This is a genomic window from Synechococcus sp. WH 7805, from assembly GCF_000153285.1.
Taxonomy (GTDB): Bacteria; Cyanobacteriota; Cyanobacteriia; order PCC-6307; family Cyanobiaceae; genus Synechococcus_C.
On sequence record NZ_CH724168.1, the window covers coordinates 1866436 to 1891624 of the forward strand.

Sequence of the window (25189 nt, forward strand, 5' to 3'; positions counted from 1 at the left end):
CCCCCTTAGGGATACAGACCTCAGGGTGCTGCTCGCCCTCATAACTCGACCTCTTCAGGTTGCTCTCTGTGCCTCTGCGCGAGGAGTAGGGGAACCGACTGAACAGGTGGAGAGCACCGCTCTTGGTGCGGATGCCCGCTGCCCCTCTGTTCCAAAACTCTTGGGTTGCCAGGACGCCAAAAACTGCCGTCACAACAGTTGTTTTGACCATGCCTGGATCAATCGGGTACGCCCGTTGTTCCAGCACCTCCAAGACACTGCTGCTCAGACCGATGAACTGGAGAGTGCTGGATGCGTTGCGGGGTTCGCCGAGAAGGTGTCCTCTCGTGCCCCTCTGGAGAAACGTCACCAGTTGCGTGCCTGCCTGGAGACGCACCAGAACGGAGATGAACTGGTGATCTCCAAACTCGACCTCTTGGGACGGTCCCAGGTGGAGGTGATCAATCGCCTTGCTGACATGCAGGAGCAGGGAATCCACATCAGGACCCTCGATGGACTGATCAACACCAGAGGACTTGAACGACTCGCTCCTTTGGTGATTGGTCTGCTGACGGGTCTTGCTGAGGTGGAGAGGTCCTTGATTCAGGAACGCACCAAAGAGTCTGTTGAACACCGCAGGAGGACGGGTGGAAACCTTGGCGGGAGACCGAGGACCTCAGAGAAGAAAGAACGCCTTGTGCTGCGTTTGAGGAGTTAGGGGGACTCCTACAGGACCATTTGTGATCAGACGTGTGTCTCTGTCTCCACGATTCAACGGATCCTCCAGAACCAGGAGATTGCATCATGATCAATATCGACATCCAGTACCAGGATTAGTTCGGGAGATGGAGACACCTCCAGTCCAAATACAACGAAGGTGATGCGTACCGCACTGCTGCAAACCGTGCTCGATCCGAAGGGAAACGCCATCGACTGGCGTACTAAGACGGAAACCTTCTGGATGTGATTGAGCCTTGACAGAAAAATGCAACGTTTAATCCATAAAGAGTGTATAGGGATCTTATTTGTCGAAGTCAGTTTAAAATACTGCCGCCTTCAATGCCTCTTGCTACCTTGTCCTGTAAATATATAAAACCGTTTGACTTGCAAATTATATGCATTTAATCGCTAAATACAAGACAAAAATAATTAGACCCTCTGCAAAGATGGAGGCCGTCGAATTTTGCTTTCAGAGTGCTTGGGATCTAGTGATTTCCCAAGGGGTGTGGTGTACCCAGAGATACTCCTTAAATCTCCATAACACCCCATAAAGCATTTGATGCCAATGGATTTTTCCAAGATAACCGAAGCAAATTACCAGAGAAGAACCGAACGAAGTGAGGTGTATTCACGACCAAAGGGAGTGAATCAGTCAAGATCCTCAAGGACGCTTCTGAATCGGAAACTTGAAAGGATCCATCAGACGACCAGATCGCATCTAAAGGTTCTTCAGGAACTGATCAGAGATCAATGGGAGAACAATTTCCGACACCAGTGGTTCATCACATTGCTATGGAACGATCTTTCGACTCGATCTGAAGATGGGAGCATTGGGATGGTGATCAAACCATGGGTCTGGGTTCGCCATGCGTTCTACAACCTGAGGGACTACTACTTCTATAGACATCACCATTATCCTGATCTCGTACTTGATTGTCAGAATTCAGATCTGCTCTTCTAGAGAGAATAAATAGAGATGACTCCTCTAAAGACATCTCTATGAACATCATCCAAAACACAGATCAAAGGAAGATCAATCTGTTTTTTGGGAAAAGGAATCAGACCACTACTCTGCAAAAGCTTGATTGCTTATCCCATCAACTCAGGCAATCCAGAACATGAACCCTGGATTATCTGGTCACTCATTATGAATGGTTCCAGAGCAACCGTAGTGAGGTGGTCAGACGAGTATCACCATCCGACTTGTCAAGGCTGAGGTTGAGATGCTCAAAGAACTTTAGAAGAGAGATAAGAGATACAAGAAGGGATTGGAGGAGAAGGTCAAATCAGACTCTCCTTGGATTATAGAAAACGCTTGATTTTAGTCTTCATGCATGGTAAGATGATAAAAATATGCTTTGCTATTAAGTTATGTTCTCCGCAATTCCCGAGGATATTGGCAGGTTTCAATATTGGGTTTCATTTGTAAATGAGAAATCATTTGAGTCAGTTGCTGAAATAGGTGTCTGGAAGGGAGCATTTGCAAAAAAAATTTTGGATAACTGTTCAGCAATTCGCGACTACTATCTTGTTGATCCATGGAGAAAAATGGATGACTGGAATAAACCTTTTAACTTCAAAGAAGATTTGGAAAAAGTTTATGAGCAGGCGATGAGTAATTTAGAATCCCACCAAAACAAAATAAAAGTTTTGCGTGGTAAGACGACAGAAGTGATTGATCAAATACCCGACAACTCCCTAGATTTTGCGTATATAGATGGAGATCATACTCTCAGGGGGATCGCAATAGATTTGATGACTATTCTTCCAAAGATGAAGTTCGGATCATTCATTGCTCTCGATGATTTTACCAATCCTATGCAGCATGGATTTGATTACGAACTGTCTTTAGTTGATCCCTTTGGATTGTATTTCGCGGAAGCGAATCGTTTCCCTTGCGCAATATTAGGGAAATCACAGTTCTGCATTCATGTTGACTCCGGAAAGGGATTTTCGTTGGTCGATTTTGCTAACCCTGATAGGTCAACACCTTATCCAGACATAATGGCGCGGTTGTCGCAGCACAAAGTGGTTAAACTTGGAAAAAAATACTCAAACTTATCGACTAAATAAATCCTGTTTAATTGACTACCGGTATTTTAATTGGGATTGGTCGCCGACGGTAGCAAGATGTTCTCTTTTGGCTTTCAATTAATCCACTTGTATTATGTGCATTAATTTATAAAAAAATATATTGCAAAAGCTGCGAATTTTCGGGTTTAGAGACGGTTTATTTTCGATCATGAAAAACTTTTTGACAATCTCAGGTGATGGCTTCCCTGTGAATCGTGGATGTATGGAACTCGCATCCAGTCGGTCTCAGACGCTCTTTTGAGTTGTCCTCGACCAGTTGAGAGTGCATCCGTCGCTCTCTTCGAGTCGTAGTGGAAGTAGTGCTTCTGGACGTACTGGATGCGTGTATCACAGTTGTTGCATACTGTCGCGATAGGAACTCCTCTTCCCAGTGCAAAGGTGATCCAGGTGTGTCGGAATGAATGCCAAGTCAGGTTTTTGCCTGATGTGATGTCTGTTTTCCTCAGGTTGTTGGAGTCCCCTTCTACTCAGCTCACTAGTCCTGATTCAACCAACATCTCCTGAAGACCATCTTTCCAGATCCAATCACTGAGTGCCTTGTCAGTACTTTGATTCCTGAAGAGAAGGTCTTGTTTGCTCCTGGGGTGAGTCAGTTTTCTTCGTTTTTCCAGGTGTCGTGCGATGGGTGCAAATAACTGAACCAACGTCCTGTCTTGGTGTTTTCTGCAGGTCCTTCCACAAGACACCAGATCTGTTGATCCTCCTTGCTGAGGATTTTGTTTTCGCTGATGTGCTGCCATCTCATCTTGCGAAGAGAACCAATACGGATTCCGCTCTCTATGGAGATCCTCATTTCCAGGTACAACATCTGCCGATGCACCTGCTGCTGCTTCGCGCGAGGTGACCGTTTGGTCTCTTTCCCCTTGTTCACGCCATAAAGAGAGTTCCTGGTGAGAGGTCGATCGCTCTCCTTGCCCTTGTCTGGACCACGACTGATCCTTGGGTCTTTTCGTGTATGGAATCTCATGTGACTGGTCTCGGGTGATGAACCCCTCTGTCAGTGCCACCTCCTTCCACATCCGGTTGATAGTCGAGTATTCGTTATTCAGGGTTGTGGGACGAGGGAGTTTTCTGCCTTGCTTGTCCGCAGCACTGGTTACGGATCAGTTGGAGTCGTGCAGGGGTGATGCCCTCGTGGGGTCTGTTGCTGATTGGCCTGTCCTCTTTCCCCAGGAACCGTCACACCATCTCCCCCAGGGTCAGGACTTTGATCGCTTCTCCTCGGTCGGTTCTGGTTCTGAGGTCGATGTAACGCTCTTGTGCCAGACTCAGTGCTTCGTTCTCTCTTGCTGCTGAGGATCTGGGTCTCCACCGTTAGATCGCTTCAGAACGAACCGATGGTTTTTGTTGGTTTCTCGATTTAAGAACTCAAGTTGCCACTTCCCACCCTTCTGAGGGTCTCCGTAGATGTATGCGTTGTTCCGCTGACCACCCTTTAGGTCCTAGCGGTCCATCACCCATGAGAACCCTGCCATTACTGGGGTTTTGGTGCACAGAAAGTCAAAACGGGACCGTCACCACTGGGATCTCAGTTCCAACTGTAAAAGTCGTGCAAAGGGGTCTGCTCTTCAAATCCGAGTGTTGGACTGGTTTTTTAGTTCATGTGCGCATCAACGCCGATTACACCACTTGAGTGCACTGCATGGATGCGCCCCTTGCCTTCAGGGGCGAGGATGGGACCCACCGTCTGGTGCGGTGTTGATCCTCATAAGTTCCGGTGATGGCTTCCTCCACCTCTGAGCAGCAACCCCCCAAGCGACCGAGATTCTGGGTTGGTCCTTTGGTAGCCGGGGCTTGTTTTGCTTTGGGATATGGCATCACCCAACGCGTTGTTCTGATGCGGGCCGCCCTGCAGCAGCCCCAGCAGGAAGCATTTAGCCAGCAGGCCTTTCCTGGTGAGGCGCTCGAGGCTTTGAGGCGTCGCCACGGTGAGGACCAGGCGCTGACGGGAGATGTCGCGGCGCTTGAAGCCGTTGAAGCTGAAGAGCGCAAGCTCAAGCAGGCCATGGAGGAGGCTGAGGCGATCGCTGCCGAGGCTGAGCGTCGGGACGCCGAGCAGCAGACTGCTCTGATCGAGCCCGTTTTGGCTGAGCCCGCGTGGACGGCGACTCCTGTTGCAGCCCCTGCCCTGGAACGTCCAGCGCTCGATCAGGAGCTCCAGCAGCCAGCTGAAACGACCTTTGCTCCAGATCTTCAACCGTTCTTCGACGGGGAAGAGGAGTCGCCTCTGGATGTTCCAGACTTCAACCCTGATCTCAACATCGATGCCGCTGAGGAGCCCATCGCTGAACCTGAGTTCATGGAACCGTTGACCAGTGATGTCCAGGCGTTCCCTCCGCCACCAGTAACCCCACTCAGTCCTTAGATCGACCTCCCCGATAGCGTTTCGATCTGCCACAGTTTGCACATCGGCTAATCGTGATGACTCCTCCTGATGCCTTGCTGCGAGCAACCATCAACCGACTGGTTGCACGGGTCGGAGAAGGAGTGGCGGATGCCGCCGCTGGCGTCGCTGTTGCGGTTCAGGATGCTCCTGAACGAATCCGCCAGGAATGGGACTTATTTCAGGAAGAGGTGAAGGCTGAGGCCGAGCGTTTGCAGAACGAGAATGCTCCGCCGTCATCCCAGGCCCCCTCGCCTGAAGAGGATGCTCCTGACGACTCTTTGCAAGACCGGATTGATCGCTTAAGGGCCAAGGTGGCGGACCTCGACAACCGCTTGGAGGAGCACACTTGAGTCGTCTGGTGTCGTTAATGGCTCCATGGCGTCGCGCCATCCGCGCTTTGCGCATCTGGCGTGCTGTGGTGAAGCTGCTTGCGCTTCTTTGGTGGGATGGTCAGAGCTGGACCTATGCCGGTGGGATCACCCCGGAGCGCAGGGAACAGCGTCAGCAGCGACGGGCCCGTTGGCTGACGAGGGAACTGCTGGATCTGGGCTCTGCGTTCATCAAGCTTGGACAGTTGCTGTCGGCCCGCCCGGATGTGCTTCCAGCGGGTTGGGTGGCCGAGCTGGCTGATCTTCAGGACAAGGTTCCGGCTTTCCCCTTTGACCAGGCACAGTCCTTGTTGGAAGAAGAACTGGGTGCCCGTTGCGCCGAGATCATCGACCTTGATGAGGAGCCGCTTGGGGCTGCCTCCCTGGCCCAGGTGCACCGCGCCAGCTTGCGCAGCGGCAGGCAGGTGGTGCTCAAGATTCAGCGACCGGGCTTGGAATCGGTGTTTCGTCTCGATCTGGAGGTGATGCAGCAGGTTGCGGCGGTGCTTCAGCGCCATCCCCAGTGGGGGCGAGGTCGAGATTGGGTGGCGATTGCCCAGGAGTGCCGTCGTGTTCTTTTGAGAGAGCTGGATTTCCGCCTGGAGGCGCAGCACGCTGCACGTTTCCGCCAGCAGTTTCTCGATGAGCCCCGCATCCGAGTTCCAGGGGTCATCTGGGAGTTGAGCACACGCCGAGTGCTCTGTCTGGATTACTTACCTGGAATCAAGGTCAATGATCGTCCCGCCCTGATTCAGGCCGGAATCGATCCTGGAGAGGTCGCGGAGATCGGAGCAGCCAGTTACCTCCAGCAACTGGTGCGCTATGGCTTTTTCCACGCCGATCCCCACCCCGGCAATCTCGCCGTAGCCGCCGATGGGGCACTGATCTATTACGACTTCGGGATGATGGGCCAACTGTCTGAGCGTCTGCGCCAGAGGCTGGGAGCGATGGTTCGGGCTGCGGCGTCGAGGGACGCTGCAGCTCTCGTGGAGGAGATGCAGGCGGCGGGAGTGATCGCTGGAGATGTGGATGTGGGACCGGTCCGTCGCCTGGTGCGTCTGATGCTGCGTGATGCACTCACCCCTCCGTTCAGCTCCAACGTGATCGACAAGCTGTCCGGTGATCTCTACGAATTGGTATACGGCCAACCTTTCCGGTTGCCAGTGGAAATGATCTTCGTGATGCGCGCACTCTCCACGTTTGAGGGCGTGGGCCGCAGCCTCGATCCCGGCTTTAGTTTGGTGGGGATTGCCAAGCCCTATCTACTGCCCCTGATGACATCCAGTGGATCCGGTTCCAATGATCTGTTCAATGAGCTCGGCCGTCAGGTGGGGGCGTTGAGTTCCCGCGCTGTGGGAATTCCTCGGCGCCTGGATGAAAGCCTTGAGCGTCTGGAGCAGGGCGATCTGCAACTGCAGATCCGCATGGGGGAGTCCGACAGGCAGTTCCGTCGCATGGTGACGGCTCAACACTCCATCGGTCAGTCAGTTCTGCTTGGAGGGTTGGCCGTGGCCGCTGCATTGATGGGAGCAAGTTCTCGGCCCTTGTGGGCATTGCTGCCTCTGGGTGCAGCCGTTCCCGTTGGCATGGGTTGGCTGAAACTTCAGGTGAAGTTACGCAAGGACGCTCGGCTCGAGAGCCTGTCCTCAGCCCAGCGCTGAAGACAGGCTTCATCAGCGACTCAGGCCTTTCCGCGTGGCCCCTGACCAACGGCACCGGCATACACGGCCTGACTGCCCAGTTCGTCTTCAATGCGCAGGAGCTGGTTGTATTTGGCCACTCGCTCACTGCGGCTGAGAGAGCCCGTCTTGATCTGACCGGCGCGGGTGGCAACAGACAGATCGGCGATGGTGGTGTCTTCCGTTTCGCCACTGCGATGACTGATCACACTGGTGTAACCCGAGCGGCCGGCGAGATCGATCGCTTGCAGGGTTTCGGTGAGTGATCCGATTTGGTTCACTTTGATCAGGATCGAATTGGCGGTGCTGCTGTCGATGCCCTGTTGCAGTCGTTTGGTATTGGTCACGAACAGATCGTCCCCCACCAACTGCACCTTGGCGCCGAGGCGCTCGGTAAGCAGTTTCCAGCCCTCCCAGTCGTCTTCAGCAAGGCCATCTTCGATCGACACGATCGGGAACTTTTCAACAAGCTGCTCCAGCTGACCCACCATCTCCTCGCTGTTGAAGCTTCCGCCATCAAAGGCGTAGCGCCCATCGGCGAAGAACTCGGTGCTGGCCACATCCAGAGCCAGGGAGATTTGCTCTCCAGGTTTGTAACCGGCTTTCTCGATGGCCTCGACCAGGATTTCGCCGGCTTCCACGTTGCCCAGGTCTGGAGCAAAACCGCCTTCATCTCCCACCGAGGTGCTCATTCCCTTGTCATTGAGCAGTCCCTTGAGGGTATGGAACACCTCGGTTCCCATACGCAGGGCTTCGCGGAAACTGGGGGCACCATGGGGAACCAGCATGAATTCCTGGAAGTCCAGGCTGTTGGCTGCGTGAGCGCCCCCGTTGATCACGTTCATCAAGGGAACGGGCAGCAGGGTGGCCATCGGACCGCCCAGATAGCGGTAAAGGGGCAGTCCCAGACCGTTGGCTGCAGCGCGGGCATTGGCCATACTCACCGCAAGGATGGCGTTGGCACCCAGGGACGACTTGTTGTCGCTGCCATCAAGTTCCAGCATGGCGGCGTCCACGGCGGCCTGGTCCAGTGCTGATAGGCCGCAGAGCGCCGGAGCGATGCGCTCTTCAATGTGGTTCACGGCCTGAATGACGCCCTTGCCCATGTAGCGATCGCCGCCATCGCGCAGTTCATGGGCTTCATGGGCCCCTGTGCTGGCACCGCTGGGGACGATCGCCCTGCCGCTGGCACCGCCCTCCAGGAGAACTTCCGCCTCCACGGTTGGGTTGCCGCGGGAGTCGAGCACCTCACGGGCCACGATGGTATCGATGACGAGGTCGAGGGAATCGAACACGTGCGGTGAATCGAAGACTGGGGGGGATCCTATGGGGCGCCCTGCTCACTGCAACTGTGCCCTCCGGCACGAAAGGCAAGCGTCCCTGCACGCGCTTCCGCCAACCAAGGCAATGCACCATGCTGGTGAGGAGCCGCTAAACCTGTCGATGCGCATGCTGCACACCATGCTCCGGGTGGGCGATCTCGAGCGTTCTCTGGCCTTTTACACCGACGTTTTGGGCATGCGGTTGCTGAGGCGCAAGGACTATCCCGGCGGCCGCTTCACTCTTGCTTTCGTCGGTTATGGGGATGAGTCGGAGTCCACGGTCCTTGAGCTCACCCACAATTGGGATACAGCCGAGTACGACCTCGGCAGTGGCTATGGACATATCGCCTTGGGCGTGGACGACATCCAGGCAACCTGTGCGGGGATTGCGGGCCAGGGTGGTCGTGTCGTTCGCGAACCAGGCCCGATGAAGCACGGCAGCACCGTGATCGCCTTCGTGGAAGATCCCGATGGATACAAGATCGAGCTGATTGAGCTGTCGTCCCGTTCCACGTCTGCCTGAGCCACCGCTTGATGACTTCTGCATTCGAAGGCAACCCCCAGCCTCCAGCCAGCCTGACTGCCGAGCCTGAACGTTTCAGCGATCAGGCCTGGGATCTGTTGCTCAGCTCTCAGGATGTGGCGAGGCGTTGGCGCCACGGAGATCTCGATGTGGAGCATCTGCTCCAAGTGCTGTTCGTCGATCCTCGTTATCAGGCTGAGGTGGATGGCCTTTCTCTTCCCTGCGATCGTCTTCTTGATCAGCTCGAATCCTTTCTTGCCGAGCAACCCACCGCCCGGGGCCAGGATCTGTTTATCGGGGAAGATCTCGAACGGTTGTTGGAGTCAGCAGATCGTGTGCGGGGGCTTTGGGGCTCTCGCCTGATTGATCTGTCCCACTTGATGATTGCGATCGGTCGTGATCCGCGAATTGGTGAAGATCTTTTCTCCCGTTTCGGACTGACGCCGGATCGTCTGGAGGTTGAGCTGCGCAGGGCCCCGGACCCTGGCCCAGTGAAGATCCAATCCCCTTCAAAGGTGTCGTCATCTCAGGTTCCCTCCCCTCCTGTGCCGCCGCCTGCTCCTGCACCGTTGCCAGCGTCTGCCCAGACGACCGAAGCCATGCCTGAGCCGGTCTCTGCCGCTGAGGCAACAGCCCTTGAGCGGTTCGGCCGGGATCTCACAGCGGAAGCTGCCGACGGCAAGCTGGATCCAGTGGTGGGTCGGGATGCCGAGATCCGCAGCTTGATCAAGGTGCTCTCTCGCCGCGGCAAGAACAACCCTGTGCTGATCGGTGCTCCGGGTGTGGGAAAAACGGCGATTGCCGAATTGTTGGCCCAGCGCATGGTGGCCGGTGAGGTGCCTGAATCGCTTCAGGGTCTGCGGCTTGTGGCCCTCGATTCTGGGGCGCTGATCGCCGGTGCCAAGTTCCGTGGCCAATTTGAGGAGCGCCTGCGTGAGGTGTTGCAGGAGGTCAGTGATCCGGAAGCGGGAGTGGTGCTGTTTATTGATGAACTGCACACCGTGGTCAACAGTGACCGCAACAGTGCTGATGCCGGCAGCCTTCTCAAGCCTGCGCTGGCGCGGGGTGATCTGCGCTGTATTGCCGCCACGACCCCTGAGGATTATCGGCGCACCGTTGAGAAAGACCCTGCATTGAACAGGCGTTTTCAACAGGTGCCCATCGCGGAGCCTTCCATTGATCACAGCATCGAGATTCTCCGGGGGGTGAAGGAGCGCTATGAGCTGCACCACGGCGTCACGATCACGGATGACGCGGTGACAGCAGCTGCTCGGCTGGCCGACCGTTACATCAGCGATCGCTGTCTGCCCGACAAGGCGATCGATCTGATCGATGAGGCGGCTGCGCAGCTCAAGATGGATGTGACCTCCAAGCCTCAGGTGGTGGAGGACGCCGAGATGGAGCTGCGGCGGCTGGAGTTGTCGGTGCTTGCCGCAGAACAGGCCCCTGAGGCCGAACGCGTTCAACTGCAGCGTCAACGACTGGAGGCCACAACGCATTTGTCCCGCTTACGAGAGCGTTGGCAGGCTGAACGGGGGCAGCTGGAAGAGCTGCGCCAGCTGTTGCAAGAAGATGAGGATCTGCGCCATGCCATCGCCGAGGCCGAGCGCCAGGGAGATCTGGAAGAGGCTGCCCGTCTTCAATACGACCAGCTGCATCGACTCCAGCAGCGCCGCAATGACCTCGAGCAGTCCCTCAGTGATGCTCAGGCCACCGGCACCGCCCTGCTGCGGGAACAGGTGGAAGCCGCGGACATTGCCGATGTGGTGGCCCGCTGGACCGGGATCCCGGTCCAGCGACTGCTGGCTGGTGAGCGCCAGAAACTGCTGGAGCTGGATCAGCGTCTGCAGGAGCGGGTGATCGGGCAACCGGAGGCGGTGCAGGCTGTGGCTGCTGCGATCCGCAGGGCTCGTGCCGGGATGAAGGATCGGCGCCGGCCGGTGGGGTCCTTCCTTTTCCTGGGTCCGACCGGTGTAGGCAAGACCGAACTGGCGAAGGCCCTGTCGGGTCAACTCTTTGATGAGGAGGAGGCGATGGTGCGTCTCGACATGAGTGAATTCATGGAGCGCAACGCCGTGGCCCGCTTGCTTGGTGCCCCTCCTGGCTATGTGGGATACGAGGAGGGTGGTCAACTCACGGAGGCCGTGCGGCGTCGTCCTTATGCCTTACTGCTGCTTGATGAAGTGGAGAAGGCCCATCCGGATGTCTTCAATGTGCTCCTGCAGGTGCTGGATGACGGCCGGCTCAGTGATTCCCAGGGACGGACCGTTGATTTCCGCCACACGGTGGTGGTGATGACCAGCAATCTCGCCAGTCGGGCCATCCTCGAGGCTGCGCGCTCGGGTCGGGATTCAGAGGCTCAGGACGCATCCCCGTCATTGGATGCAGCGGTGGATGAAGCGCTCAGCAGCCACTTCCGGCCTGAATTTCTCAACCGCATCGATGAGGTGATTCGGTTTCGACCGCTTGATCAGCAAGATCTCAGCCGGATCGTGCGTCTGCAATTGGCGGATCTATCCAGTCTTCTTAGGGAGCAGGGACTGGACCTGCAGGTGGATGACGCGGTGATCGATGGTCTCGTGACCCTCGGCTACGAGCCTGAGTACGGTGCCAGGCCTCTGCGCCGCGTGCTCCGTCGCCGGTTGGAAAATCCCCTTGCGACGGAACTGCTAGGGGACCGTTTTAATGGTGCGCAAGTTGTGCATGTGCTGGCGGGAACCTCTGTTGCTGATCCTTTCCGTTTCGAGCCGGGATGAGCTTTAAAGGCGTCCGGTAGGATCTTTGTTTGCTGCCACGTGCCGTCTGAGCCTGCGTCAGCACTGGCCCAACGACACCGTGCCCAGCGACTCCGTGACAACGCCAACCTCCGAGGACACTGCAGCAGCCAAGTCACCGGTTCCATCCGGCTCTGATCAGCCGGAAAAGAAAGGTGGATTTTTTCCTGCGACCTACGAGGAGCTGAAGCTTGTTGTCTGGCCTAGCCGGCAGCAGTTGTTCAGTGAGTCGATCGCAGTGATTCTGATGGTGAGCCTGTCAGCGGCTGCCATCGCTGCGCTGAGTCGTTTTTACGGCTGGGCTGCCTCTCAGGTGTTCCGTTGATCGGCTGCTTCATGGCCCACGGCGACGATCCGTTTCGACGTTCTGTTCTTCTCATCCTGCCCCGTGTCTGATCTTGATCTCAGCCAGTCGGATACCAGTGAAGTACTGGATCTTCCGGCTCCGAATGATGGCGAGGAAGGAACTCTTGAGACTCCTGCCGTTCGCACCGGTATCGCCCGTTGGTACGCAGTTCAGGTGGCATCCAGTTGTGAGAAGAAGGTGAAAGCCACGCTGGAGCAGAGGGCCGTCACTCTCGGGGTGAGCAACAGGATTCTGGAAATCGAGATTCCGGAAACGCCTGCGGTGAAGGTCAAGAAGGACGGCAGCAGGCAGTCCACAGAGGAGAAGGTCTTCCCTGGCTATGTGCTGGTGCGCATGGTGCTCGACGAAGACACGATGATGGCTGTGCGCAGTACCCCGAATGTGATCAATTTCGTGGGTGCGGAAGATCGTCGTGCCACTGGCAAGGCCCGTGGTCACATCAAGCCTCGACCCCTCAGTCGTTCCGAGGTGGATCGCATCTTCAAGCGGGCGGCAGAGAAGAAAACCGTGGTCAAGGTTGATCTCACCGAGGGTGATCAGATCCTGGTGACAGCTGGTCCGTTCAAGGATTTCCAGGGCGAAGTGATTGAAGTATCCGGCGAGCGCAGCAAGCTCAAGGCCCTGCTGTCGATCTTCGGTCGGGAAACACCTGTGGAGCTCGAGTTTTCCCAGGTGAGCAAGCAGAACTGAGTCGTTGCGGCGGCCGTCTCCCTGCGGAGGGCGGCCCTAGGAGTGGTTTCCGCTCCGCCGCATCTGGCCCGAGGGTCAGGTGATCCGCAGATGTACAACTCCGTCCGCCGATGGCCAAGAAAGTCACAGCAGTCATCAAGCTGGCCCTTCAGGCCGGCAAAGCCAACCCCGCACCACCCGTAGGCCCTGCCCTCGGTCAGCACGGGGTCAACATCATGGCGTTTTGCAAGGAGTACAACGCCCGCACCCAGGACAAGGCCGGATTTGTGATCCCGGTGGAGATCTCGGTTTTCGAAGACCGCAGCTTCACCTTCATCACCAAGACGCCTCCCGCCTCGGTGCTGATCACCAAAGCCGCCGGGATCGACAAAGGATCCGGTGAGTCCGCCAAGGGGAATGTCGGCTCCATCAATCGCTCTCAGCTTGAGGAGATCGCCAAAACCAAACTGCCCGATCTCAACTGCACCAGCGTTGAGTCGGCCATGCGCATCATCGAAGGCACCGCCCGCAACATGGGCGTCGCCGTCACCGACTGACGCCCACGGCGCCAGTTCTCTCTGCTTCAACTGTCCTTTTTCGGGGGAGACCCAGCGGTCGCCTGCACCCCATATCTGCCATGCCTAAAACATCCAAACGCCTGGCCGGCCTCGTCAACAAGATCGAGGAACGGGCCTATGAACCGCTTGAAGCCATCAAGCTGGTCAAGGAGAACGCCACTGCCAAGTTCGACGAGACTGTTGAGGCGCACGCGCGTCTTGGGATTGACCCTAAGTACACCGACCAGCAGCTGCGCACCACGGTGGCATTGCCCCACGGCACTGGTCAGACCGTACGGATCGCGGTGATCACCAGGGGTGAAAAAGTTGCAGAGGCCAAGGCTGCCGGTGCAGAACTTGCCGGTGATGAGGACCTGGTGGAAACCATCAGCAAGGGCGAAATGAATTTCGACCTGCTGATCGCCACCCCCGACATGATGCCCAAAGTGGCCAAGTTGGGTCGAGTGCTCGGTCCTCGGGGTTTGATGCCGAATCCCAAGGCCGGAACGGTCACCACAGACCTCGCATCAGCGATTAACGAATTCAAGGCCGGCAAGCTGGAATTTCGTGCCGATCGCACAGGGATTGTGCATGTGCGCTTCGGTAAGGCCAGTTTTTCAGAGGTCAACCTGCTCGATAATCTCAAGACGCTTCAGGAGACCATCGACCGCAACAAGCCGAGTGGGGCCAAGGGGCGTTACTGGAAGAGCCTCTACGTGACGTCCACGATGGGCCCATCCGTCGAAGTGGATATTTCGGCACTCCAAGACATCAACAAAGATGCCTGATCAGGCGGTGATGTAATTTATTGGACTGGCATTTGCCAGTCCACGGGTACGTACCCGGCCTGAGACAGCAGGTTGCATCATCCGGTTCTTAGGAACAGGTCTGATTGCATAAGTCCTGCCGAGGCAAACGCGACGATTTTGCTCCCTTAGGGATTGGATCGACACGCGGCCTCGTCTTCCCATTCGGGAAGCACTGACCGGCCGCGTGCCCAGCTTGTTCCCCCGATCCGATCCAATTCCTATGGGCCGCACTCTGGAGAGCAAGCAACAGATCGTCGAAGAGCTCAAGCAGCTCCTCGGTGAGGCCGAAATGGCACTGGTCCTGGATTATCAGGGCCTCTCCATCAAGGAAATGTCTGATCTGCGGACCCGTCTGCAGGCAGCCAACGGTGTGTGCAAGGTGACCAAAAACACCTTGATGCGTCGTGCCATTGATGGTGACAGTGCTTGGTCAAACCTTGATTCCCTTCTCTCCGGCACCAACGCTTTTGTCCTTGTCAAAGGGGATGTGGGCGGTGCAGTGAAGGCCGTTCAGGCTTTCCAGAAGGACACCAAAAAATCTGAAACCAAGGGCGGCCTTTTCGAAGGCAAGCTCCTGTCTCAGGACGAGATCAAGGCCATTGGCGATCTTCCCTCCAAGGAAGCTCTCATGGCGCAGATCGCAGGTGCAATCAATGCCGTGGCCACCAAGGTGGCTGTCGGTATCAACGAGGTTCCCTCCGGTCTTGCTCGGGCGCTCAAGCAGCACGCCGAATCCGGCGAAGGCTGATCGTCTTCGACTCGACTGTTTCTCTGATCTGTTGCTGATTCCCATCCATGTCTGCAAAAACCGACGAAATCCTCGAATCACTGAAAACTCTCTCGCTGCTTGAGGCTTCCGAGCTTGTCAAGCAGATCGAGGAAGCTTTCGGTGTGTCCGCTGCCGCATCTGCTGGTGTGGTGATGGCGGCTCCTGGCGCCGCTGCTGGCGGTGGTGAGGCCGCTGAAGAGAAGACCGAATTTGATGTTGTGTTGGAGAGCTTTGAAGCTTCATCCAAGATCAAGGTCCTCAAGGCTGTGCGCGAGGCCACCGGCCTGGGTCTTGGTGATGCCAAGGCCATGGTCGAGGCAGCACCCAAGGCCATCAAAGAAGGCGTGTCCAAGGACGAAGCCGAGGCCCTCAAAAAGGCCATCGAAGAGGTGGGCGGAAAGGTCACTCTCAAGTGATCTCTTCGGGTTGGCGTCTTTCGGGATGCCAACCATCCATCACACTCAACCGACCCTTGGGTCGGTTTTTTTGTTGTCAAAAAAAAGAGCCCTGCCGAAGGCAGAGCTCTGAAGTGAAACGCGTTGCAGGAGTCTGTCCTTGTTTCGACCCTGAAGAGGCGCTTAGCACTCCTCACACTCACGCAAGATAAGAAGTGATCCTGGCACTGTCTTGCTTGGGGAGGGCGCTCTCTCAACTGTCCTCGCGTCACGGACGGAAGGGAATCACCTCCAGCCGGATCGGTCCCCGCGCTCCCTGCATCCTGCCTCCTGCTTGAGGTAAGCCTGGAGCGCTGGGCAGACTTGCCGAGAAGACGGGGCTACGACCACCTTGGGCCATGAGCGTCGGCATCGACTTGGAATTGGCGAAATAAACGTGGCTCAGGGTGCGGCCCTTGTAGGCCCGACGCTCCAGAGACCACCCTGGTGACAGGGTCAACTTCACAAATGCGTTTTTGTCCCTTTGAATCTGATTAGCCCGCGCCACGATCGTGCTCTCGCCACGATCGGGTTCCAGGGCCACAAGCACAAGTCTGTTGCCAGACTGCTCCAGCTTCAGGCGATAGCGCTTATCGGAATCAGCGCCTCCTGTGCGCAAGGAGTAACCGTTGCTATCGAGATAGCGGCTGCAGATTCCGCTGAAGTTGAACTCATTCAAGGAGGGTTTGATCAGACCGTCCTCGCGTTCTTCCCAGCACAAGGGACGGGCCTTGATCTGCTCCAGCACCAGTAGTTTCCAGCGGCTGTTCCCTACGGCCTGGGCCAGGATCGCGAAGCGCTCCTGCTTCAAGGGGCTGCTGTCGAACAAGGCTCGGGTCAAGCCGGGACCTCCTGCACCCAGACCGATCAGCCCCAGGGCGGTTGCCGCCATGGCAGTCCAGCGGAAGTAGGTTCGGCTCATGGCCCAGACCTCCTGGGTGTTCAAGAACCGTGTTCTACCGAACACAGGGTGGGGTGACAAATGGCTGATGGCGATCGCAGAGGACGGGTTGTCGCAGCGGCCACCGACGGAGCCTGCAGCGGCAACCCGGGTCCGGGAGGCTGGGGTGCGTTGATTCGTTTTGAAGACGGCAGTGTGGAGGAATTTGGTGGGGCTGAGCCAGCCACCACCAACAACCGTATGGAGCTGCAGGCCGCCCTCGCTGTTCTGGAGCGCTTGGCGGGGCTGCCGCGCCATCCCGATCTCACCTTGCGGACCGACAGCAAATATCTGATCGATGGGCTTGGGTCCTGGATGGCCGGATGGAAGCGCAAAGGCTGGAAGACGGCGGCCGGTAAGCCCGTGCTCAACCAAGACCTTTGGCAGGCCCTGGATGCAGCACGCCTGCCCGATGTGCCGCTCACGTATGTGAAGGGACATAGCGGTGATCCCGATAACGACCGGGTGGATGCCATCGCTGTGGCTTACTCGAAGGGGGGAAGCCCCCCGCTGCGTGCTGCTGCGCAGAGCCAATCCCTGGATCCGGCACCGGAGCCCCTGCGCACGTTGCTTACGCGCCTGGAGCTGGCGGATCGGTTGGCCAGCGGTGGTTTCACGCTCACGGCCGTCGAGCTCGCTCAGTTGGTGGAACAACCCCTCACCAATTTGCTGGAACGCCAGCAGCCGTGGCGTTGGCGCGACTGGATGGTGGAACCGATCAAAGGCGATCGCTGGCGTTTGCGGCGTGCCGAGGCAGGATCGAGATAGAAGCAGGAAACCAGATGGCCCAGTCGTCATCGTCCGGGGCGTTGTCCACCGCAGGTTTCTATCGCCGCTGGCTGGGCCCTGTGCTTGCCAACGATGAGGGCCTTGATGCCGAACAGCTCAGTCGTGCGGCCCTGCAGGCTCTCGCCCAGCTCAGCCTCAGGCGTCGATGGCCAGGGGTCTCGGGAGTACTGGAGGGGATCAGTACAGAGCTTCAACGCAAAGATTTGCGCCTGGAACAGGTGCTGTTCGGCTGCCGCTTCAGCAATCCAGTGGGTCTGGCGGCTGGTTTCGACAAGAACGGTGTTGCCGCCGGGGTGTGGGATCGCTTCGGGTTTGGCTTTGCAGAAGTGGGAACCGTCACCTGGCACGGGCAACCAGGCAATCCGCGGCCGCGGCTGTTCCGGCTGGCCCAGGAGCGGGCCGCTTTGAATCGCATGGGATTCAACAATGGTGGTGCTGAGGTGCTGCGCCGCACCCTGTTGCGTCAAGCTCTGCCGGCCCGCGGTCAGCGCCCCGCGGTGCTGGGGATCAATTTCGGCAAGTCCAAAATCACGCCCCTCGATCAGGCTGCCGACGACTATGCGTCGTCGTTGGAGCTGCTGGCACCCCAGGCGGATTACGCCGTGATCAATGTCAGTTCTCCGAATACCCCAGGCCTGAGGGATTTGCAGGACGCCTCGCAACTACGGCGCCTGGTGGAGCGTCTGCGCCGTTTGGCCGGCTGCCCGCCCCTGCTTGTGAAGATCGCCCCCGATCTGGAGGATGACGCCATTGATGGTCTGGCTCGCCTTGCCTATGAGGAGGGACTTGCGGGGGTGATCGCCGTGAACACGAGCCTGGATCGTCTCGGTCTGGAGCAGCGTGTGCTCGCTCAGACCGGGCGCTCCCTGGCGGAGGAGGCTGGTGGCCTCAGCGGCGATCCCTTGCGTCGACGGGCTTTGGAAGTGTTGCGGCGGCTACGCGCCACCGCTGGACCCGCGCTTCCCCTGGTCGGTGTGGGTGGAATCAGCACGCCGGAAGCGGCCTGGGAGCGGATCACGGCTGGTGCGTCCCTGGTCCAGCTGTACACGGGTTGGATTTATGAAGGCCCCGATCTGGTGCCCCGGGTTTTGGATGGACTGCTGCTGCAGCTGGACCGCCATGGATTCCGCCACATCAGTGAGGCTGTGGGGAGCGGCGCCCCTTGGCGCTAGCCGATACCCTTCCGGCAGATCGTTAATGACGCCAGTGGGGGGGACGTAGTGCTGGCAGGACTGAGCGATCGCTTTCCTGCCCTTGTGGGCTGGATGCGTCAGGTCCAGGCCCTGCTGGATCCCGTGCGGGTCGTGCTGGCTCCATCTGACGATGCCCTCACACTCACCTGGAGCTTGCAGGGAGAGCAGCAAGTCACCAGCGTCCCGCTTCCCCAGGATCTCGTACGCGCAGGGGTTCCCTTGCAGCGCGAGGTGCTGGGTGACACCCTGGCTGATCTGCTGCTGGATCAGGGATTGGTGGCAGCCCAGGTGGAGGTGGAGTTGCTACTGCCCCTGCCGTGCTGCCAGTGGCGGCTGCTTCAGGGAGTGGCGGCGGCCACGCTCAGCAACGGTGATGATCTGCGGGCGCTTGGCCCAGATCTGGGTTGGTCTTTTTCGCTGCAGGAGAGTTACCTGGACCTGCTGCCTGACGCCAGCACGGAGTCAGTGATGGTGGTGGGTATGGAGCGCTTGGTGCTGCAGGCCTGGCTGGACACCTTGGCCTCGGCCGATCTCAGCGTGCGCCGGGCTGAATGGCTGCTTTGTGCCGCCTGGAGGGGGCTGGCATGTTCGCAAGAGCTAGACCTGCAGCAACGTTTGATCTGGTTGGTGGAGCAGGGCGGCAGCTGGCGTCTCCTGCTGCTGGAGCGTGGATGGCCTGAGTTGGATGTTGTCCTGGAGGCCAGGGATCTGGCGGCCTTGCGCGTGGAAGTGCTGGGGTTGGTTGATGCCTGGATGAAGCAGGCCAGTGCTGATGGGCCTGCAGCCATGGCCCTTCCGGGCTGGTATGTGACTGCCGACGCTTCGTGGAGAGGCTGCTGGGGAGACAGCCATGACTCGCTCAAGCTGGGGCCATTGCTTGGGGATGCCGAAATTTCCCTGGTGGGGCTGGCGCTGATGGCGCCAGCGGAGGTGCCGTCATGAGCCTCCAGCAGCAGCGTTTGCCAGATCTGTTGCGCGAACGGCGCCTGGAGTTTGGTCTCCACCAGGACTCCCCACCGTTGATGCCCAAGGGGCCTCTGTTGCTGCGGGGTGCGTTGTTGGGGGGGGCGGCCGTTGGTTTGGCGTTGGTTTCTGTGGTGGCCCTGGGATGGATTGAGTCCAGTCAGCGGCGAGAGCTGGAGACGCTGCTGCCTTTTGAAACTCAGGTCCGCTCGCTTGAAGGCCAGATCAAGAGCAACAAAAGCAAGATCTCCTCTCTGAAAAAAGACACGCTTCAGATCGCGGAGCAACTCGTGGCGGTCCCCGCAGGATCGCCCTTATTGGAGCAGTTGCGGCGTGTCACTCCTGCCGGCATCCAGCTGGAGGACGTGTCGGTTCAAAACGACCGGATCAAGATTTCTGGCAAGGCTGCCGTGGGAACCACTCCGGGGCCTCTGGAGCGCATCAATGCTCTGGCCATCACCTTGGCGCGCCTGCCCATCTCCAAGCCGGACGGTGTGAAGGTGCTCAAGCTCACCCGTGATGATGGTGACACCCCGGTGGTGAACTTCAGTCTCGACTGGGGGCTTGATCCCAAAGCGGGACCGTCGATCAAGCAGTTGGAGGCTCTGGGGGCCGATGGACTGGCAGAGCGCTACCGGCTGCTCGAGCAGCAGGGGGTGCCGTTGTGACCAATCTCAGCCCGGATCAATCGGTCTGGCGCCGTCGGTTCAGCCGGGGGCGGATCCTGGTGGGTGTGCCTGCGGCCTTCGGGGTGGTGCTGGCTGGGGCGCTGTTGACCGGGATGGCTTGGCCGCGGCTGGGGGTGATCGAGGAACAGCGCCAACGAATGGACGACTTGAAGGCCAAAGAGGCGTCCCTGCCCCAGCTGAAGCTTCAGCGCACCAAAACCCAGGTGGATTTGAAACAAGCGCAGCAGCAGCAGAGCTTGCTCATTGAACTGGTGGCTGGTCGGGGAGAGATCGACACGTTTCTGGCTCGGCTCAGCCGCGAGTCGGCTGCCACCGGCGTCGCAATCACGCTCTATGAGCCTGTGGCTGCAGTGTCTGCGGATGCCCCATCGGCGGCAACGAACAAAGCCTCCACACCAGGGAACACCCAGGGGAAAGGCAACAAGCAGGCGGCTCCCAAGGACCCCCTTGCCAAGCTCGGGTATCAGAAAACGGCGGTTCTGCTTCAGGCGGAGGGCCCTTATCCCGGCTTGCTCTCCTTTCTGAGGCGGATGGAGCAGTTGGAGTTGCTGGTTCAGCCCAGCGATCTGGAACTCGTAGCGCTTGACGATGCTTCGCAAGCGTCTGATGCAGACGATCAACAACCTGCCGCACCACCACGCACCCGGCTGAAGCTGAAGCTGACGTTCTTCGACAAAACCACTGAACCGGTTGAGCCAAAGGCGAAATCAGCGCCCTCCTGAACTCCTGGTGAGTTCTCGTTGTTGAGGGCTGGTTGGCAGGAGATTCGATCGATACCATCCGCCCATGGTGTGTGGCATTTCAGCCCGGGTATGCGATTTTCTCCTTCCCGGTTGACGGCCCTCGTGTTGATGGCTGGCCTCTCGGCTGCCGATGTGGGGGGACTCGATGGGTTGATGAAGAATGTCTCCCGTCAGGTTCAGGCGCAGGGTGCCCTGGCGTTGCGCATCCGCCGTGGCCCAAGCGGTGTGGAGGTGGTGGTTGAGGGTGTTGGTGCCCAGCCGGTGCTGCAGCAGCGCCTCAACGGCGGGGTGTGGGAGGGGCGTCTACAGACCCAGGGTCAGCCGGGGGTGCGCAATGGTGGCCAGCAACTGGCCGATCCAGGCGCGAGCCTGGCCAAGGTGGCGATCAGTGGGTCGGGGCAGACCTACCAATTGGAAGTGGTGCCGGTGCCGGGGCAGACGCTGCAGGAACCGGTGGTGAGTGCGGATGGCAGAAATCTGATTCTTCAGTTCAACGGTCTGACCACAGCGCCCACCCTGCAGACGGGGCGCCTGGATCTGAACACCCCGGGCAGTGTGCCCCAGGCGCGTTACGCCCCACCCCTGCGCCCCCGTGCTGTTGCCCCACCGCTGGGCGATATGGCCGTGGGCACGATGGTGCTGCAGAACCGCAGCTTCGTGAATGTGAGTGGACCGCCGGTGACGCTCACTTTGAATAATGCCCCGGCGAAAGATGCCTTGATGGCATTGGCGCGCTTAGGGGGGTATGGGTTTGTGTATGTGGGGGATAACTCGGCAGCCAGTGGTTCAGAGGAGCCGTCGTCGGTAGCCCCGGTGTCGATGGCGTTCCAGAACGAGAGTTATGCCCGTGCCCTGAATGGTGTGCTGCTGGCTTCAGGTTTGCAAGGCAAGTTGGACGGCCGCACGTTGCTGGTGGGAAAATCAGCTGCGTCTAAAACTTTTGGGCCGCAGATTTCCAAGGTGATTCGGTTGAATCAGGTAAAAGCTCAATCAGCTGCGCAATATCTGGGTAATCTCGGTGCCACGTATAACCGCGCGAACTCGATCACGACAACGAGAGGTGAACCTGCTTCAGTCGGGACAGCGCAGCTCAGTAATTCCACATCTCAGCAATCCTCCACAACCCTCTTGAGCGAGAGTTTCGGGTCGTCGTCTGGACCCTTGCGCGGCTTGGTGGTGACCATTGATTTAAGGCTGCAGACGGTGACCTTGGTGGGTGATTCTCAGTTGGTTGCTGTTGCCGAGGGGTATCTCAAGCAAATCGATCTTCGGCAACGACAGGTGGCTTTAAGCGTGCGCATTCTTGATATTGCTTTGGATAATGATTCTCAGATCAGTAATAGTTTTGCTTTCCGCTCTGGCAACGCTTTTATCGTCAGCGATCAAGGTCAATTGCTTGCAAATTTTGGTGCATTCAAGCCGCCTAGTAGTCCACAAGGTGGTCTTCCTGGGCAATTTGGTGCAGCGGAAGGTACGACGCCCTTGTCTGGGACCGGGGCGTTGCGGGAAGAGAATGCCTTTTTGGATCAGCCCCAAGCTCCCTTCCCTTTCCCAGGTTCACCAACTGTGCCCGGTGGTACTTTTCGGCCTGGGTTTGGAACCAATCAAAATCCGCTTCAGCCTGGTGTGAGTGAGGTTGATGAAGAGGGTAAGATTACTTTTGAGTCTCCCACGCGATTTCAGTATCCAGCTAATCAATTTTTTGATTTTCTGAGAGCTCAGATTCAATCATCTTCGACCAAGGTTTTAGCAAGTCCCACGTTGATTATTCAAGAAGGGGATGATGAAAGTCTTGGGTCCGATGATAGGTCGATTTCTTCTGACGGAAAGGTTGGCCGATCACGCTCCAATGAGGCGCTTGTGTCTGTTGGGACGAGATTGGTGACATCTTATCGGGTTAGGCAGGATGATAATGCGAATATTTTTTGCGAGCCAGTCTTCAAAAATGCCGGCCTTACTTTTGGCGCGCGGGTTGATAGAATAGATGACAATGGCTTTGTTACTTTTTCTTTGTCCCCGGAGGTTTCTGCTGAGACAGGTATACGAGTCATTGAGAATTGTGGGAACATAAGTCTTATCAACAGTCGGGAGCTTGATACCGGCAAGATTCGAGTCCGTGATGGTCAGACTCTTGTTTTGACCGGCGTTATTCAAGATTCAGATGTCCAGGCAGTGACCAAGTGGCCCATCCTTGGCGACATCCCTTTCATTGGGCAATTTTTCAGGAGCTCCGGTGGTAGTCGCACCAAGCGAGAGCTCGTCATTCTCGTGACTCCACGCATCATTGATGACACGCAAGGGGGTAATTATGGATATGGATACCGGCCGAGCCTCCCGGCCGCACGGCAGGTCATGAGCGGCTCCTGAGCGGGCGCTTTTAGAACCCCAGTCCTAGTGGGACCAAGGCTTTGGCTGCAATCGGCGCCAGCATGCGCAAGCTGGCCATCGCACCCTGGAGGAACTGGCCGCCCATCCCCTTCCCTTCGTTCGGTGCATCGCTCTCAAAGCGACGCTTGCTCACTGAATCGGCAGCGGACGTCAGCTTGGTGGCCCAGGCTCCTGCTCCAAGCTTTTGATAAAGGGCTGCTGAATAGCGAAAATCAGCAGCCGCAAGCTCATCTTTGGCTTGTTCGCTACGGCTGATGCCTCGGGCCACCCAGCTCAAGGGTTCCTCAGGATTGCTGCGGATCGCATCGCTGAACAGTTGTTCCGCTTCAGACCAGTGACCAGCTTGGAAGGCTTCCACACCGGCGTTGTGAAGCGCAGCATGGCTGCGAGAACCGTTGGAAATCCCCTTCGCTCCTTGCCAGTGGGCCTCTTCCAACGCGTTTGGGCTCAATGTGGCTCCAGCCAGATCGGCATCCCGTAAGTCCGTGCCGTACAGCCGGCTGCCGGTGAGGTCGGCCCCGCGCAGGGAGGCACCGCGCAGGCTGGTGAAACTCAGATCTGCATTTCTGAGGTCGGCCCCATCCAGTTGGGCCTGGCCCAGGTTGGCGCGCATCAATTTGGCGTCGCGCAGGTTGGCGTCGCGCAAATCAGCGTGCACGAGATCGGCATCGGCGAGGCGGCAGCCCTCACAACTGCGCTCGTGCAGCACTTTGATCAGGGACTCATTGATCAGGGACTCATTGGCGTGTGCTTCCGCATGGACCACCAGCGCGGTGCCAAGCATCAGGCCCCAAGGTGCCCAGCGAAGTCGGCAGGTGGATCGAGGCATCACGCGGGCTCAGCGAGCTCCCGGGTTGTATCGGTGTCTGCACCCGTCGTCGAGTCTTGCTGGGCAGGATGGATCTGTGTATTCGGAAGTCGCTTTGGGCTCCAGACCACCGACCCATGGCGGCAATCTCAGTCAGGAAGCCGCTCGGATGGGCCTGAAGCCTGGGCAATTGCTGGATGCCAGCGCCTCCCTGGTTCCGTTTCGGCCTCCATCTCTTCTGCTTAGGGCTCTGGAACGAGGCATCCGTGGTGGTGCCTTGCGTGATTATCCAGACCGCAGCCAGAACGAGCTGCGAGGGGCCATTGCGGCCTGGCATGGGATTGATGCTGACGCGGTGCTGCCTGGCAATGGCGCTGCCGAGCTGTTCACCTGGGCGGCCCGTGATGCGGCGGCGTGTGGTCTCAGTGGCTTGCTGGAACCAGGATTTGCTGACTATCGCCGAGCTCTGGCCTGTTGGGGTGGTGAGGTTCAGGGCCTGCCTATGGACCTGAGCTGGTCCGGCCAGGGGGCCGAGCCTTGGCCGGTGCTGATGGATCAGCACGCCCAGGCTCAGGTGCTTTGGATCACCAATCCCCACAACCCCACAGGGCAGCTCTGGAGCCGCGCGTCCCTGGAGCCGCTCTTGGGTCGTCATCGCCTGGTGATCTGCGATGAAGCTTTCCTGCCCCTGGTGCCCGAGGGTGAACGGCAGACGTTGATACCGCTCGTAGCCGAATACCCCAACCTGGTGGTGATCCGCAGCCTCACCAAGCTGTTCGCGGTGGCGGGGTTGCGACTGGGTTATGCCATCGCTGCGCCTGAGCGGTTGCAGCAGTGGAGCCAGTGGCGCGATCCCTGGCCGGTGAATGGTTTGGCGCTCGCCGCTGGCACCGCTGTGATGGCCGACCAACAAGGCTTAGCCCGTTGGCAGCAGCGCGTGCAGCATTGGGTGCTCAAAGAGGGTGCCTGGTTGCAGCACCAGCTGCGCCAGCTCTCTGGCCTCAACCCACGCCCCTCCAGCGCCAACTATCTGCTTGTGCAGGGCCAAGCGTCATTGCTGGCGTTGCGCGAACAGGTGGCCCAGCGTGGCGTGCTGCTGCGCGATTGCCGTTCCTTCGAAGGCCTGGGGGAGCGCTGGCTGAGAATTGGTCTTCAGGATCGCCGCGGCAATCGCCGGATCCTGCAGGCGCTGCGCGGTGCTCTGCGGCATCAGCCCTTGGCGTGAG

The 25189-nt window shown here is 58.2% G+C and carries 23 protein-coding genes; 20 read left to right on the forward strand and 3 right to left on the reverse strand.

Annotation, left to right across the window (positions count from 1 at the left end; genetic code table 11):
* Positions 1-106: 106 nt before the first annotated feature.
* From WH7805_RS09610 to WH7805_RS09640, 5 genes are all read left to right on the forward strand, one after another.
* Entirely contained in the window at positions 107-697 is a 591-nt protein-coding gene (locus WH7805_RS09610) for a recombinase family protein (protein ID WP_006042877.1), read from the forward strand.
* A 1373-nt stretch (positions 698-2070) separates the two neighbouring features.
* Entirely contained in the window at positions 2071-2772 is a 702-nt protein-coding gene (locus WH7805_RS13570) for a class I SAM-dependent methyltransferase (protein ID WP_006042880.1), read from the forward strand.
* 1741 nt (positions 2773-4513) lie between these two features.
* On the forward strand, positions 4514-5158 hold the full coding sequence (locus WH7805_RS09630) for a hypothetical protein (RefSeq protein ID WP_006042882.1): 645 nt from the start codon (positions 4514-4516) through the stop codon (positions 5156-5158).
* A 56-nt stretch (positions 5159-5214) separates the two neighbouring features.
* Entirely contained in the window at positions 5215-5529 is a 315-nt protein-coding gene (locus WH7805_RS09635; RefSeq protein ID WP_006042883.1) for a hypothetical protein, read from the forward strand.
* A gap of 17 nt (positions 5530-5546) precedes the next feature.
* Entirely contained in the window at positions 5547-7208 is a 1662-nt protein-coding gene (locus WH7805_RS09640) for an AarF/ABC1/UbiB kinase family protein (protein WP_006042884.1), read from the forward strand.
* A gap of 20 nt (positions 7209-7228) precedes the next feature.
* Here WH7805_RS09640 and eno read toward each other — a convergent pair whose 3' ends face one another.
* A complete protein-coding gene (eno, locus tag WH7805_RS09645; protein ID WP_006042885.1) occupies positions 7229-8521 on the reverse strand; it encodes a phosphopyruvate hydratase in 1293 nt (430 codons plus the stop codon).
* Between the two features lie 148 nt (positions 8522-8669).
* Here eno and gloA point away from each other — a divergent pair, with 148 nt between their 5' ends.
* The 8 genes from gloA (at position 8670) to rplL (ending at position 15432) form a co-directional block, all read left to right on the forward strand.
* Positions 8670-9071, forward strand: coding sequence for a lactoylglutathione lyase (gloA, locus tag WH7805_RS09650; RefSeq protein WP_006042886.1), 402 nt, complete (start codon positions 8670-8672; stop codon positions 9069-9071).
* Positions 9072-9082: 11 nt separating this feature from the next.
* On the forward strand, positions 9083-11827 hold the full coding sequence (locus WH7805_RS09655) for an ATP-dependent Clp protease ATP-binding subunit (protein ID WP_006042887.1): 2745 nt from the start codon (positions 9083-9085) through the stop codon (positions 11825-11827).
* 94 nt (positions 11828-11921) lie between these two features.
* Complete coding sequence (secE, locus tag WH7805_RS09660; RefSeq protein WP_038005335.1) at positions 11922-12170, forward strand: preprotein translocase subunit SecE; 249 nt, start codon at positions 11922-11924, stop codon at positions 12168-12170.
* Positions 12171-12233: 63 nt separating this feature from the next.
* Complete coding sequence (gene nusG / locus WH7805_RS09665; RefSeq protein ID WP_006042889.1) at positions 12234-12902, forward strand: transcription termination/antitermination protein NusG; 669 nt, start codon at positions 12234-12236, stop codon at positions 12900-12902.
* A gap of 110 nt (positions 12903-13012) precedes the next feature.
* Positions 13013-13438, forward strand: a complete 426-nt coding sequence (gene rplK, locus WH7805_RS09670; protein WP_006042890.1) for a 50S ribosomal protein L11 — start codon at positions 13013-13015, stop codon at positions 13436-13438.
* A gap of 80 nt (positions 13439-13518) precedes the next feature.
* A complete protein-coding gene (gene rplA, locus WH7805_RS09675) occupies positions 13519-14226 on the forward strand; it encodes a 50S ribosomal protein L1 (protein ID WP_006042891.1) in 708 nt (235 codons plus the stop codon).
* 241 nt (positions 14227-14467) lie between these two features.
* Positions 14468-14995, forward strand: a complete 528-nt coding sequence (gene rplJ, locus WH7805_RS09680; RefSeq protein ID WP_006042892.1) for a 50S ribosomal protein L10 — start codon at positions 14468-14470, stop codon at positions 14993-14995.
* A 47-nt stretch (positions 14996-15042) separates the two neighbouring features.
* Positions 15043-15432 carry a 50S ribosomal protein L7/L12 gene (rplL, locus tag WH7805_RS09685; RefSeq protein ID WP_006042893.1) on the forward strand — a complete coding sequence of 130 codons (390 nt, stop codon included), beginning with the start codon at positions 15043-15045 and terminating at the stop codon, positions 15430-15432.
* A 247-nt stretch (positions 15433-15679) separates the two neighbouring features.
* Here the strand turns inward: rplL and WH7805_RS09690 are convergent, their stop codons facing one another.
* Complete coding sequence (locus WH7805_RS09690) at positions 15680-16372, reverse strand: DUF3747 domain-containing protein (RefSeq protein ID WP_006042894.1); 693 nt, start codon at positions 16370-16372, stop codon at positions 15680-15682.
* Positions 16373-16432: 60 nt separating this feature from the next.
* Here WH7805_RS09690 and WH7805_RS09695 point away from each other — a divergent pair, with 60 nt between their 5' ends.
* The 6 genes from WH7805_RS09695 to WH7805_RS09720 all read left to right on the forward strand — a co-directional run bounded on the left by WH7805_RS09695 (position 16433) and on the right by WH7805_RS09720 (position 23134).
* Entirely contained in the window at positions 16433-17158 is a 726-nt protein-coding gene (locus WH7805_RS09695; protein ID WP_006042895.1) for a ribonuclease H, read from the forward strand.
* A gap of 14 nt (positions 17159-17172) precedes the next feature.
* A complete protein-coding gene (locus WH7805_RS09700) occupies positions 17173-18351 on the forward strand; it encodes a quinone-dependent dihydroorotate dehydrogenase (protein ID WP_038004630.1) in 1179 nt (392 codons plus the stop codon).
* A gap of 48 nt (positions 18352-18399) precedes the next feature.
* Positions 18400-19314, forward strand: coding sequence for a hypothetical protein (locus WH7805_RS09705; protein ID WP_006042897.1), 915 nt, complete (start codon positions 18400-18402; stop codon positions 19312-19314).
* Entirely contained in the window at positions 19311-20003 is a 693-nt protein-coding gene (locus tag WH7805_RS09710; RefSeq protein WP_006042898.1) for a PilN domain-containing protein, read from the forward strand. Before WH7805_RS09705 ends, WH7805_RS09710 begins: the two co-directional genes overlap by 4 nt.
* Complete coding sequence (locus tag WH7805_RS09715; RefSeq protein WP_006042899.1) at positions 20000-20746, forward strand: hypothetical protein; 747 nt, start codon at positions 20000-20002, stop codon at positions 20744-20746. The genes WH7805_RS09710 and WH7805_RS09715 overlap by 4 nt, the downstream gene beginning before the upstream one ends.
* A gap of 90 nt (positions 20747-20836) precedes the next feature.
* Entirely contained in the window at positions 20837-23134 is a 2298-nt protein-coding gene (locus WH7805_RS09720) for a type II secretion system protein GspD (protein WP_006042900.1), read from the forward strand.
* 10 nt (positions 23135-23144) lie between these two features.
* Here the strand turns inward: WH7805_RS09720 and WH7805_RS09725 are convergent, their stop codons facing one another.
* The gene (locus WH7805_RS09725; RefSeq protein WP_006042901.1) at positions 23145-23984 is read right to left on the reverse strand and encodes a pentapeptide repeat-containing protein; all 840 of its coding nucleotides are present in this window, start codon (positions 23982-23984) and stop codon (positions 23145-23147) included.
* 94 nt (positions 23985-24078) lie between these two features.
* Between WH7805_RS09725 and WH7805_RS09730 the strand changes: the two genes are divergently transcribed.
* Positions 24079-25188 carry a histidinol-phosphate transaminase gene (locus WH7805_RS09730; protein WP_006042902.1) on the forward strand — a complete coding sequence of 370 codons (1110 nt, stop codon included), beginning with the start codon at positions 24079-24081 and terminating at the stop codon, positions 25186-25188.
* The last annotated feature ends 1 nt before the right edge of the window (position 25189 follow it).